10 protein-coding genes are annotated in these 11,989 nt (G+C 75.7%); all 10 read left to right on the top strand.

Annotated elements, in window-relative coordinates; all coding sequences use genetic code 11:
• Nucleotides 1-64: 64 nt before the first annotated feature.
• The 10 genes from ACZ4VL_RS39080 (at nt 65) to ACZ4VL_RS39035 (ending at nt 11,880) form a co-directional block, all read left to right on the top strand.
• Nucleotides 65-568 (top strand): hypothetical protein, encoded by a 504-nt coding sequence (locus ACZ4VL_RS39080; RefSeq protein WP_468210298.1) that lies wholly within the window; start codon nt 65-67, stop codon nt 566-568.
• Entirely contained in the window at nt 565-723 is a 159-nt protein-coding gene (locus ACZ4VL_RS39075; RefSeq protein WP_468210295.1) for a DUF6760 family protein, read from the top strand. The genes ACZ4VL_RS39080 and ACZ4VL_RS39075 overlap by 4 nt, the downstream gene beginning before the upstream one ends.
• A 2,986-nt stretch (nt 724-3,709) precedes the next feature.
• Nucleotides 3,710-4,213: an extensin gene (locus tag ACZ4VL_RS39070; protein WP_468210292.1), complete on the top strand. Its 504-nt coding sequence runs from the start codon at nt 3,710-3,712 to the stop codon at nt 4,211-4,213.
• Between the two features lie 74 nt (nt 4,214-4,287).
• Nucleotides 4,288-4,710, top strand: a complete 423-nt coding sequence (locus ACZ4VL_RS39065) for a phage tail protein (RefSeq protein ID WP_468210289.1) — start codon at nt 4,288-4,290, stop codon at nt 4,708-4,710.
• 31 nt (nt 4,711-4,741) lie between these two features.
• The gene (locus ACZ4VL_RS39060) at nt 4,742-5,464 is read left to right on the top strand and encodes a CIS tube protein (RefSeq protein ID WP_468210286.1); all 723 of its coding nucleotides are present in this window, start codon (nt 4,742-4,744) and stop codon (nt 5,462-5,464) included.
• Entirely contained in the window at nt 5,464-7,380 is a 1,917-nt protein-coding gene (locus ACZ4VL_RS39055) for a VgrG-related protein (protein ID WP_468210283.1), read from the top strand. The genes ACZ4VL_RS39060 and ACZ4VL_RS39055 overlap by 1 nt, the downstream gene beginning before the upstream one ends.
• Before the next feature lie 63 nt (nt 7,381-7,443).
• Entirely contained in the window at nt 7,444-7,875 is a 432-nt protein-coding gene (locus tag ACZ4VL_RS39050) for a GPW/gp25 family protein (RefSeq protein WP_468210280.1), read from the top strand.
• A complete protein-coding gene (locus ACZ4VL_RS39045; RefSeq protein WP_468210277.1) occupies nt 7,875-9,833 on the top strand; it encodes a putative baseplate assembly protein in 1,959 nt (652 codons plus the stop codon). Before ACZ4VL_RS39050 ends, ACZ4VL_RS39045 begins: the two co-directional genes overlap by 1 nt.
• Nucleotides 9,830-10,402 (top strand): phage tail protein, encoded by a 573-nt coding sequence (locus tag ACZ4VL_RS39040; protein ID WP_468210274.1) that lies wholly within the window; start codon nt 9,830-9,832, stop codon nt 10,400-10,402. Before ACZ4VL_RS39045 ends, ACZ4VL_RS39040 begins: the two co-directional genes overlap by 4 nt.
• A complete protein-coding gene (locus ACZ4VL_RS39035; protein ID WP_468210271.1) occupies nt 10,399-11,880 on the top strand; it encodes a zinc ribbon domain-containing protein in 1,482 nt (493 codons plus the stop codon). The genes ACZ4VL_RS39040 and ACZ4VL_RS39035 overlap by 4 nt, the downstream gene beginning before the upstream one ends.
• Nucleotides 11,881-11,989: the final 109 nt, after the last annotated feature.

Raw genomic sequence — 11,989 nt, 5'->3', positions numbered from 1 at the left:
ACACACACACGGGGGGGAGGGGTTGTTCCAGCACTCCCTCCTCTCCCTGACCCACAAAAAAGGGGTGGGGGAGAGGGCCCCCCCCCCCCCCTCCCCTTCTCCCCCCCCCCCCCCCCCCCCCCCCCCCCCCCCCCCCCCCACCGCCACACCGGACCGTGCATCCGCCGGCGCTCCCGCCGACCCGGTACCGCGGCAGTCGCTGCGCACCGAGTTCCCCTTCGAGCTGCCGCGCGGCTACGTCGACGACGCGGGCACCGTGCACCGTGACGGTGTCATGCGGCTGTCCACGGCGCGCGACGAGCTGGTCCCGCTGCGAGACGTGCGCGTGCAGGAGAACCCGGCTTACCTGTCGGTGGTACTGCTCGGCCGGGTCATCACCCGGCTGGGCACGCTCCCGATGGTGCACGACGGGATCGTGGAGAACATGTTCGCGTCCGACCTGGCGTTCCTCCAGGACTTCTACCGCCAGATCAACGCGGAGGGCCACACCCGCGCGGGCGTGCAGTGCCCGCACTGCTCGGAGCCCTTCGAGGTGGAACTCGGCGGGAGCCGCCTGGGGGAATCATGACGTACGCGACCGACCGGCTGCACGAGGAGATCGCGTACGTCGCCTTCCACTTCCACTGGGGCATGGACGCGATCCTGGACCTGGAGCACCAGGACCGGCGCCGGTACACCGAGCAGATCGCGTCCCTCGTGACGCGCGGCGCGACGGAGGGCTGAGCAGGTGGCATTCCTGGACCGGCTGCGGAGGCGGCGCGGCGCCGCCGGCGTTGCGGCGTCCGGCGTTGCGGCCTCCGGCGGCTCCGCGGCTCCGGGCACCGAACCCGTGGACACGGCGCACGCCGATGCCACCGGGGGTACGGCTCCCGCGCCGTTCGCGCCGTTCGCGCCTCCGGCAGCCGTCGCCGCCTGGGCCGGCCTGCCGCCGCTGCGGCGTACGACGGGCGACGGCGCGAGGGGCGTCGCAGAAGCCGGATTCGGCGGGCGACTGGCGACCTGGCAGAACCCGTCGTTCACGCGGGCGCCCTCCCCCGCGGTCCTGGACCCTTCAGCGGGCGGCAGTCTGCTGGCGGGTGCGCCGACCGCGGCCGCCCGCCCGGTCTCGGGACTCGAACGGCCCGCCGCCCGACTGCCGTCGGCCCCCCGGGTCGGCGTACCCGCCGTGCAGCGCATGCCGGTGGCGCCGCTCCGTGCGGTGCCGATGGTTACGGAGTTTCCTGTGGCGCACGGGACGCCCTCGATACCCGCGGGGACCCGACCCGCGGGTGCCGGGCCGGCGGTGCCCGTCGTCGCGGCGGCTCCGGTGCCGCCGGTGCCGCCGGTGCTGCCGGTGCTGCCGGTGCTGCCGCGTCCGCTCGCCGACCGGTCGGCCCCGCCGCGGACGGCGAACCGCGGCGTCCAGGTGACACCCGTACCCTCGGCTCCGCCGCGGATGCGGCAACCCCTGACCAAGGCGCCGGCCGCTCCCGCGGCTCGCCGACGGACCCTCCCCTCGACGCGCCGGACCGCTCTTGCAGTGCCGGAGGTGACACCGGCAGGGACGGCACCGAGCCCGGCGTCCGTACCGACCGGTGCGGACCGCGGCGGCCTCGGCGCGTCCGTCGCCGCATCGGGCTCCGCGTCCCCGGCGCAGCGGGCCGTGGCTCCCCGCCCCGGCAGGCCGCCCGCCTCCGGGGACGCTCCGTCCCCGGAGGCGTCCACGGTCCCTTCGTCGCCCCTGGACGACCTCGCCGTTCCGCCTTCGTCCTCGGGCATCCCGCCGGTCGGCCGTCCCGCTCAGGGCGGTCCGGTACGGGACACCCCGCCCCGGTCACCGTCTGCGGAGCACCCGGCTCCGGCCGCCCGGCGTACGGGACTCGGCACGCCGGTGCAGCGGGAGGCGGTGCGCCGCCCCGGGGGTTCCGAGCCGCGCACCGACGTGCCCGGCGGGTCCGGCACGCCCGGATCCGAGGCGGCGCCGGCCGCGAGGGCGCCGCGTACGGACCCGCCCGCCGTCGCCCCCGCTCGTGTGCCCTCCCCCATGACGTCCGCACCACGGACACCCGGGCACGACGGGACGACCGATGCCTCCGGACCCGCGCGCAAGACCGCGCACGAGTCCCCGGAACCGGCATTCGCCCCGGCCGGGAGCACGACGGCACCGACATCCGGGACCGCCGCGGCCGTCCGGCGAGCGGTGCCCCGGGAGGGGACGCCGCCCGCAGCGAAGCCGCCGCGTACGGACACGTCCGGCCCCCGGAGGGCAGGGAGCGACGGGGCGACCGAGTCCCGGGCGGGGGGCACGAACCCGTCCGGCGCGGGCACGCGTCCGTCAGACCCGGAGGTGAGGCCTTCCGGCGCCGGGGGCAAGCCGTCCACGGTCGGTCTCTCCGGCCCGGCGGGGGTGGCACCGGCGCCCCGAACCGGTGCGCCCGTACAGCGAGCGGTACCCGCGCCGGCAGCGTTACCGTCGGCTCCGGCCGACGCGCGCCGCTCCTCCACCGTGCCCGCGGATGCGCCCGCCGGTCCCTCCCCCGAGCAGGCCGTCCGACCCCAGACGCCCCCGCCCGCTGCGACGGGTGCTTCGGCGGGCGGCCCCGGCGCCCCGGCTCCGCGGGACGCCGCCTCGCACGCGCGCCCCACCGCCGGCGCCGAGCGGCCGACGGCCCCGATAGCCCCGGCAGCCCCGGCAGCCCCGGCAGCCCCGGCAGCCAGCGTCCCGCGGACCGGCGCCCCGGCGACACCGCGGCCCGCCCCGCACGCCCACACCGTTCCCCGGGCCGAAGCGTCCGCGCCTACGGGCAGCCCCGGAAGTACGCCCGTCCAGCGCGCCGTCTCCGCGGCCGGGCCCCCGCCCACGGCCGCGCGCGCCGACACGCCCACCGGCCGTTACCTCCCGCCCGGGGCGGCAGGCCCGGAAGGGACACGGGCCGTGCAGGCATCCGCTGCTGCCCCGGCCGCCCGGCCGGGCACGGCAACGCCTGCGGTGCAGCGCTCCACGCCCCTCCCGCCACCCGCGCCTGCCGACGCAGCGGAGTCCGCCGTCCGCCGCGACTCCGCTGCCGTGCCCCCGTCGGCCCCCGACCGCACCGAATCCCGGCACGGCAGCCCTACACCGGGCCCCCGCCCGGAGCGTCCGACCCGTACCGCCACCGGCCCGGCGCTCGCTGGCCGGGTACGGCCCGGTGGGGTGCCTCCCCGTGCGGGGCTGGGAGCGCCGCTGTCGTCCCCGGCACTTCCGGGGCGTCCGGCGGCGCCCGTGGCGGCGCCGGCCTCCACGCCGGCCGACGCCCACGGCACGGCCCCGGGCCACGCGAGCGCGCGTACCCCCGACGCCCCGCGGCACCCCTCCGCTTCCACACCCTCCGCCGCGCGGCGACGCTCCTCGCTCGGCGCCCCGGTCGCCGCTGTGCCGGGCCGGACAGCGCCGGTCGCCGCGCCGGCGCAAGGCAGTTCCCGTGCCGCCGCTCCCGCTGCTCCGCCGGTCCAACGGGTTTCGGTACCACCCGCGCCGTTCGCCACGCCCCCGGTGAGCCGGCTGTCCCCGGCCCTCCCGACCACGCTGCCCACGCCGCCCACGCCCGATGCCCCGCGGCCCGTGCCGGCCCCTCCCCGTACGGCCGTGGCCGACGCTCCGCCTCTCCGACGGGCGGCCCCCCTCCGGGGCGTTCCCCTGCGCCGGCCCTCCCTGCCCGGCGTGCACCCGACGGCGCACGGTCCGCTCGCCGTGGCACCGCTGAGTCCGCCGCACGCGGCCGCTCCCCCGGCGTTGCCCTCGGTACCGGCGGCCCGGGCACCGTCCGGGCCCGCGGTCCAGCGCTTTCCGTCCTTCGTCGCCGGGTCCCGCTCCGGCCGGTCCGTCGGTGCGCTCGCGGCCACCGCTGCCGCAGCGGCCGCCTCGACGTCGGGGCATCTGCGGCCGTCGTCGCAGCAGGCGCCGCCGCCCGCACCGTCCCCGCCGACCGGACCGCCGCCGTCGTACCAGCTGTTCGCGGCGCACAGCGCGCCTGCGCCCGGCGGCCGCCCGGCTCCCGGGGCGGCGCCCGTGCAGGAGGACCCGCCGCCCGAGTACACCGCGGTCCCCGCCGGCGGCTTCGACCCCCGCGAACTGACCGAGTTCCAGCTGGACGAGCTGGTGCACCGGATCATCGGCCGGGTCACCCGCCTCGTCCGTACCGAACTGCGCATGGACCGCGAGCGCATCGGCAGACTCCGCGATCCGCGCGCCTGACGGACGGCCCGCGGTCCTCCTCACCGCGGGCACCTCGCGCGCCCACCACAGGACGACAGAAAGGCCCACCTCGGATGCCTCGCCAGGACCCCGGGTCCACCATCTGGTTCACCCTCACCATCGACGGCGAGAGCCTCGGCTTCTTCAACGGATGCGAAGGCCTGTCCTCCCAGGTGGAGATCGAGCACCGCCAGGAAGGCGGCAACAACGGTTTCGTGTGGCACCTGCCCACCCGTGTCACCTTCCCCACCATCCGGCTCACCCGGCCGCTCACTCCGGACACCTCGAAGGTCGCCCAGTGGATCTCGTCGGTCCAGACGGGGATCAAGCGGCCCACCGCCCAGATCACGGCGCTGCGGGCCGACGGGTCGCTGGTGGCCCGCTGGGGGCTCATCGACGTCCTGCCCGTCAGCTGGCAGGGCCCCACCCTCGATCCCGCGAGCCCCGCCGTGGCCACCGAGGTCCTGGAGATCGCCCACCACGGGTTCACGGACTGACGGCGCGACGGAGCGGAGGAGAGGCACACCCATGGCCACGAGCAGCAGGGGCGCCGGCAAGAGCCTGGTGCGCGCGACGCTGGCGATCCACGAGCCGCCGGTCGGGACGAGCACGACGCCCGGGGCGCTGATGCGGACGTTCGGTTTCGAGTTCAATCCGGCGCAGCTGTCCCTGAGCCAGCGCGCGCAGTGGAAGGCCACGCCGACGATGGCCGTGCGGGACGGCTCCAAGCCGGAGTTCATGGGCGCCGAGCCGCGCGAGATGACCCTGGAGGTCTTCCTGGACTCGTCGGCCGCGCCGACCGGCAACACGGTGCTCAAGAAGGTCGAGTCGCTGCTGGGCTGCTGCGAGGTGACGGCGAAGAGCATCGCCGCCGACCAGCCGTCGCCGCCGTGGGTGGTGTTCGAGTGGGGGTCGTTCTCCACGGCCCGCTTCGTTGCGTACGTGAGCTCCGTCGAGGCGTCGTACAGCCTCTTCGGCACCACGGGCGTGCCCATCCGTGCCACCTGTCAGGTGCACCTGGTGGAGATCCCGGGGAAGACCAAGGGCCAGAACCCGACCTCCGGCGCGCTCACCGCCCAGCGCGTGCACCGGGTCGTGGCGGGCGACTCCCTGCAGTCGCTGGCGTGGCGGGAGTACGGCACGGCCACCGTGTGGCGGGCGATCGCCGAGCGCAACGGCATCGACGACCCGTCCCGGCTGCCGGCGGGCACCGAACTGGTGCTTCCCGCACCCGAGGAGGTGTCGCGCTGATGGTGCAGCCCGCGTTCTCCAGCATCATGCAGGTGCGGATCGGCCCTGCGAAGCTCCCCGACGACATCGCCCCGCTGCTCGTCGAGGGCTGGGTCGACCAGGGCGTCGGCGTGCCCGCCGCGTTCCGGTTGACCTTCCGCGACCCGTACCGGCTGGTCCTCGGCAAGCTCGGCGTCACCTTCGGCACGAGGGTGGTCCTGACGCCGATCGCCGACGGCCAGGGTGGCGGCAAGCCCCTGCTGACCGGCGAGGTCACCGCGCTGGAGGCCGACTACGACGGCACGGGAAGCTTCACCGTGATCCGCGGCTACGACTTCGGGCACCGGATGATGCGCCGGCGCCGCGTCGCCGCCTACCGCAACCAGAAGGCCTCGGACATCGCCCGCAGGCTCGCCGCCCTGGACGGCGTGCCGATCGGCCGGATCCAGTCGACGAAGGGTGCGTACGGGTTCATCAGCCAGCCCAACGTCACCGACTGGGACTTCCTCTCCCGACTCGCCGACGAGAACGGCATGGTGATGTCCCTGGACGCCAAGGGGAAGTTCCGGTTCGTCACGCCGACCCCGTCGGCCGGCGCGCCGTCCCCGCGGACCGACGGCGACAGGAGCCCGTTCGTGCTCCAGGCCGGCCACGACATCCTCCGGCTGCGGGCGGCGGTCACCGCCGCGGACCAGGTCGGCACGGTCGAGTCGCGCGGCTGGAACGTGACGACCAAGAAGAAGATCGTCGAGACGGCGCCGGCCACCACCGACCCGGGCGTCTCGATCGGTCTCACCCCCGGCCAGGCGGCCGGGGCGTTCACCTCGGCGCAGCTCGTCGAGACCGGCACGCCGTACGACCGGCAGGACGAGGTCCAGCAGGCCGCGAAAGCCCTCGCCGCCGACGTCACCTCGTCGTTCGCGGAACTGGAGGTGGCCGTGTACGGCAATCCCGAGCTGCGGCCCGGCGTGCCCGTCGCCCTCGCCGACGTGGGCAGGCCCTTCGAGGGCAAGTACACCGTCACCTCCGTGCGGCACGTCTTCGGCGATGGCAGGCACTACGAGTCGTGGATCACGGTGAGCGGACGCCAGTGGCGCTCCCTGTACGGGCTGGCTTCGGGCGGAGGCGGCGCGGACACCGCGAGCGCCGCCCGGCTGCCCGGCGTCGCGAACGCCATCGTCACCGACGTGCAGGACCCGTTGAAGCAGGGCCGGGTCAAGCTCCAGTTCCCGTGGCTGGACGACACGTACGTCAGCGACTGGGCGCGCAGCGTGCAGTCCGGGGGCGTGGGCGGCGGCGGCGTGTTCCCCATGGACGTCGGAGACGAGGTGCTGGTCGCCTTCGACCGGGGCGCGCTGGACCACCCGTTCGTGATCGGCGGTCTCTACAACGGCCGTGACCTGCCCACCCGGGTCGACGACGTGCCCCTGCACGACGGACTCAAACGGAAGGCCGCCCGGCACACCCTGTCCGACCGGCAGGCCAACCGCGTCGACCTGCTCAGCCAGCGGACCGGCGGGCGCAAGCAGGGTGTGCGCATCGCCAGCGGCGACGACCGGCTGACGATCAACCTCGACCGCACCAGGACGGAGATCACCGTCGACAGCAAAGGCTCTGTGACCATCAAGGGCGGGCGCTCGGTGTCCGTCGAGGCCGGCACCGACCTGACGCTCAGCGCCCGGCGCCGGCTCACGATCAAGAGCGGCGGCCTCCTCGACATCGAGGGCCGCGGCATCGTCAACATCAAGTCGCTCGCGGGCGCCGTCAGCGTCGACGCGATGGGTGCGCTCAGCCTGAAGGCCCTGGGCGCCACCATGATCACCTCCGGCGGCACGGTCCAGGTCAACACCATCGCCAACGTCGGCATCCGCGCCATCAAGGTCGATCTCATGGGGCTCGTCTACGTCAACACCGTGAAGTACCCCCTCCCCGCATGACAGGACGACCGCACCGGCGCACGCCCGTGCCGCCGGCACGAGGAGAAGGCAGGTGGCCCCCTGATGGCCGAACAGTTCGTCGGTTCCGGCTGGGCGTTCCCGATGCGCATCGGACCCACCGGGGGCATCGCCCTGGTCAGTGGCGAGCGCGAGGTCGAAGAGGCCATCCGGCTCGTCCTGGCCACCGCCCCGGGTGAGCGGCCGATGCGCCCGGAGTTCGGCTGCGCCATACACGACCTCGTCTTCGCCCCGGTCAACGAGCAGACGGCGGGACGTATCGAGCACGAGGTGCATGTGAGCCTGGACCGCTGGGAACCCCGGATCGAGGTCCACGACGTGGAGGTCTCCACCGGTACCGACCAGAGCGTCCTGTTCATCGACGTCCGGTACGCCATCCGCGGGACGAACAACCCGCGCAGCCTCGTCTTCCCCTTCTACGTCATCCCCTCCCACGACGAGCCGGGCACGCCGGGCTCCTTGGAAAGCGACCACTGATGTCCCTGCCCTCCCCCCATCTCGACGACCGGCGCTTCCAGCAGTTCGTCGACGACGCCAAGCGCTACATCCAGCAGCGCGCCCCGGAGTGGACCGACCACAACGTCTCCGACCCCGGCGTCACCCTCGTCGAGACGGTCGCGCACATGGCGGACCAGATCGTGTACCGGCTCAACCGCGTCCCGGAGAAGAACCACCTCGCCTTCCTCGACCTGGTGGGCATCACCCTCTTCCCGCCCTCCGCGGCGCACACGGACGTCACCTTCTGGCTGTCCGCGCCCCAGGAGGACGCGGTCCTGGTCCCGGCCGGCGCCGAGGTCGCCACGCTGCGCACCGAGAGGGAGGAAGCCGTCGTCTTCGCCACCGAGCGCGACCTGGCCGTCGTCCCGTGCGCGATGTCCCACGTGGTGGTGCAGCACCGCGGGCAGCCCGTCGCGGACCGCACCGCGGACCTCGTCGAGGGCAAGGACGTGCTGTGCTTCGCCGAGGCCCCGAACCCCGGCGACTGCATGCTCATCGGTCTGACCGCGGCCGCCCCGCACTGCGCGCTCGCCCTGGAGCTCGACAGCCGCGTCGACGGCGTCGGTGTCGATCCGCGCCAGCCGCCCCTGCTGTGGGAGGCGTGGACCGAGGACGGCTGGCAGCCCTGCGAGGTGGACCGGGACGGCACCGGCGGTCTCAACCGCCCCGGCGACGTCGTCCTGCACCTGCCCGGCGGCCATGTGCTCTCGCGCAACGGCGGGCGGGAGGCCGGCTGGGTGCGCTGCCGCGTCACCGATCCACTGCCCGGCCAGCCCTTCTACGCCACCTCGCCGAGCATCCGCTCCGTCGATGCGTACACCATCGGTGGCACCACGCGCGCGGTGCACGCCGAGACCGTCCACGACGAGGCCCTCGGCGAAGCCACCGGACTGCCCGGCCAGCGGCTGCGGCTCACCCACACCCCGGTCGTCGCCGACGACCCGCCGCTGCTCCTGCAGACCGCCGACGGCGACGGCTGGCAGGACTGGCAGGTGGTCCCGCACTTCGCCGCGTCCCGGCCCGGCGACCGCCACGTCACCCTGGACGGCGCCACCGGCGAGATCGCCTTCGGCCCGGCCGTCCGCGAACCGAACGGGACGCTGCGCCAGTACGGGGCGGTCGCCCCCAAGGGTTCCGTGGTCCGCGCCCACCGCTACCGCACCGGCGGCGGACGCGGCGGCAACGTGGCGCGCGGCGCCGTCCAGGTGCTGCGCACCTCCATCCCGTACGTGGCCGAGGTCGTGAACCGCGAGGCGGCGCGCGGCGGCGTCGACGGCGAGACGGTGGAGGAGGCCAAGCTGCGGGCGCCGATCACGCTGCGCGCCCAGGACCGCGCCGTCACCCTGCGCGACTACGAGGAGCTCGCCCGGCGCGCCGCACCCGAGACCGCGCGCATCACCTGTCTGGAGGGCGGGGAAGGCGAGCACGGCGCCTACGCGGTCCGCGTCCTCGTCGTCCCCCAGGCCGTCCCCGATCCGGGCGGGCGGCTGCGCTTCGAGCAACTGGTGCCCGGCGACGACCTGCTGCGCCGAATCACCCGCCACCTCGACGAGCGCCGTCTCATCGGCACCCGGCTGGCCGTCGGCCCGCCGTACTACCAGGGCGTCACCGTCGTCGCCACGGTGCACGCCTTCCGCGGCGTCGACACCGACCGGGTGCGCCGCCAGGCGCACGACGCGCTCTACCGCCACCTCGACCCGCTGACCGGCGGCGCGGACGGGCAGGGCTGGCCCTTCGGCAGGCCCGTCCAGGCGGGCGAGGTGTTCGCGGTACTGCAGCGCGTCGCCGGGGTGGAACTGGTCGACCAGGTCGTCCTGCACCCCGCCGATCCCCTCACCGGCAAGCGCGGCGACCCGACCGACCGCATCGACCTGGAGCGGCCCTCGCTGGTCTTCTCCTTCGACCATCGCGTCCGGGTGATCGGGGACGACGGATGACGGCCACTCCCTACCGGGGCTCCGTCGACGGCCTGGGCTCCTCGCTCCCGCTGGGCGCGATGCTCCCCGCCGTCTTCGCCGACGACGACCTGGCCCAGCGGTTCGTCGGCGGTCTGGACGAGGTCCTCGCGCCCATCCTCAACGTCCTGGACTGCCTGGACAGCTATTTCGACCCGGCGCTGGCCCCGGCCGACTTCGCACGGTGGCTCGGCACCTGGGTGGGTGCCGAGACCGACGGCGGCGAGCCCGAGCCCAGGCTGCGGGCCGCCGTCGCGGCCGCCGTCGCGCTGCACCGGGTCCGCGGCACCTCCCGTGGCCTCACGGAGGCGGTACGACTCGCCTTCGGCGTCGCACCCGAGATCACCGAGAGCGGCGGCGCGGACTGGAACGCCCGCCCGCTCGGCCCCTTCCCCGGCGCGCCGCGCCCCCGTCTGCACGTCACCCTGCGCCTGCCCGAGCCGACTCCGGCCGACACCCACCGCCTGGACTCCCTCGTCGCCGCCGCCCGCCCCGCCCACATGCCGTACACGGTCGAGGTGACCGCCACCGAAAGGACTCCGGAAACATGACCACGCAGAACTGCCCCGAATGCGGAACGCGCGCAGAACCGGGCCAGTCCTTCTGCGACGCGTGCGGTGCCGTGCTCGGCTGGGACCACCAGGGCGCCGCCCGCGGTGCGCGGCCCGCCGACCCGTCGCCGCACCTGCACGGGCCCGCAGCCGACCCTGCGCAGCCGCCGCACGAGGCGGCACGGCCGGCCGGAGCCGCGCCCGAGGCCCGAACGGCGGGCGGCTCCGACACCGGTACGCCCGCGCACGCCGGCACGACAGCGGGCCCGGCGGACGCCGCCCGGCCGGACGGGGCGGCGCCGGGCTCCGGCGGTTCGGGGGGACCGGCGTCGGTTCCGCAGTCGTCGGCAGGCCCGGGGACCGGCGCGGGTTCGGAAGGTCCGGGATCGGTCGGCGCGCCGGGGCGCGCCGAGTCGGCGGGCGCGGGGTCGGCGGGCCCGGCGCGCCGGGAGGTCCCGTCGCCGGAGGACGCCGCGCCCAGCGGGCCCGCGCCCACGGGACACGCGCCCGCCGGGCACGTGCCCACCGGCCACGTGCCCGCCGCACCCGCTCCGCACGCGCTCAGCGACACCATGTCCGACCGGGCCCGGTCCCTCCTCGTGCCCGTGGCAGAGGCGGACGCGCCGCGCCCCGTCCCGGCCGCCGCCGCGCCCGTCCTACCCGGCCGACCGGACACCGACCGGCCCGCCGTACGAGCCCCCGGACAGCAGCCCGGAGTCGAGGGCGGCCCGCCGTGCCGGTGGTGTTCGACGCCCAACCGTGCCGACCGCCACTACTGCGTGCGCTGCGCGATGCCGCTGGCCGAAACCGGCGGGGCCGCCGCCGCATCTGGACGGGCTCCTTGGTGGCGCCGCCTCTTCGACGGGCGGCGCCGCGAGACGCCGTGGGCGGGCGACCGCCCCCGGCTGCGCCGTGTCTTCGACCGCATCGGCACCTGGATCACCCTCGCCGTCCTCGTCACCCTGGCGATCCTCGGCTTCGTGTACCTGCCCGCCGGCATCCAGGCCACCCGGGACCACTTCGCCCAGCGGGCCCCGGTCGCCCCGGACCGGATCGCGGCCTCCCGCTCGTATCCCGGCCACCAGCCGGAGCTCGTCTTCGACAAGCGCACCAACACCTGGTGGGGGCCCGGCGTCTCGCAGTCCGGCCAAGGCGAGTGGATCGAGGCCACCTTCAGCGAGCCGACCCGACTGCTGGACCTGGTCATCACCCCGGGCGTCTCGGCGCGGGCGGAAAAGACCGGCGAGTCCGCCCTTCCACACCGCGTCACGGCGACGATCACCGGGAAGGACGGCAAGGTCACCACGCGCCGGCTGACCCTGGACCAGGGGGCGGGCGGCCAGCGGCGCCCGTTCCCCGTCGGCGACGTCACGAAGGTCCGCTTCACCGTCGAGTCGTCGCACACGACCTCCGCCGACAAGCAGGTCGCCATCGCGGAGATCGAGTTCTTCGGCCCGTCGAACGCCAACCGCTCCTGACCGCACACGCAGGGGCCGTGGGGGGGGGGGGGGGGGGGGGGGGGGGGGGGGGGGGGGGGGGGGGGGGGGGGGGGGGGGGGGGGGGGGGGGGGGGGGGGGGGGGGGGGGG

The sequence above is a fragment of the Streptomyces sp. NPDC029014 genome (genome assembly GCF_055564695.1).
This window is presented reverse-complemented; position numbering and strand designations above follow the sequence as displayed.

Excerpts from the sequence above, each read along its gene's own strand:
- ACZ4VL_RS39075 (WP_468210295.1), top strand. The coding sequence starts at position 565 with ATGACGTACGCGACCGACCGGCTGCACGAGGAGATCGCGTACGTCGCC.
- ACZ4VL_RS39065 (WP_468210289.1), top strand. The coding sequence starts at position 4,288 with ATGCCTCGCCAGGACCCCGGGTCCACCATCTGGTTCACCCTCACCATC.
- ACZ4VL_RS39060 (WP_468210286.1), top strand. The coding sequence starts at position 4,742 with ATGGCCACGAGCAGCAGGGGCGCCGGCAAGAGCCTGGTGCGCGCGACG.
- ACZ4VL_RS39055 (WP_468210283.1), top strand. The coding sequence starts at position 5,464 with ATGGTGCAGCCCGCGTTCTCCAGCATCATGCAGGTGCGGATCGGCCCT.
- ACZ4VL_RS39050 (WP_468210280.1), top strand. The coding sequence starts at position 7,444 with ATGGCCGAACAGTTCGTCGGTTCCGGCTGGGCGTTCCCGATGCGCATC.
- ACZ4VL_RS39045 (WP_468210277.1), top strand. The coding sequence starts at position 7,875 with ATGTCCCTGCCCTCCCCCCATCTCGACGACCGGCGCTTCCAGCAGTTC.
- ACZ4VL_RS39040 (WP_468210274.1), top strand. The coding sequence starts at position 9,830 with ATGACGGCCACTCCCTACCGGGGCTCCGTCGACGGCCTGGGCTCCTCG.
- ACZ4VL_RS39035 (WP_468210271.1), top strand. The coding sequence starts at position 10,399 with ATGACCACGCAGAACTGCCCCGAATGCGGAACGCGCGCAGAACCGGGC.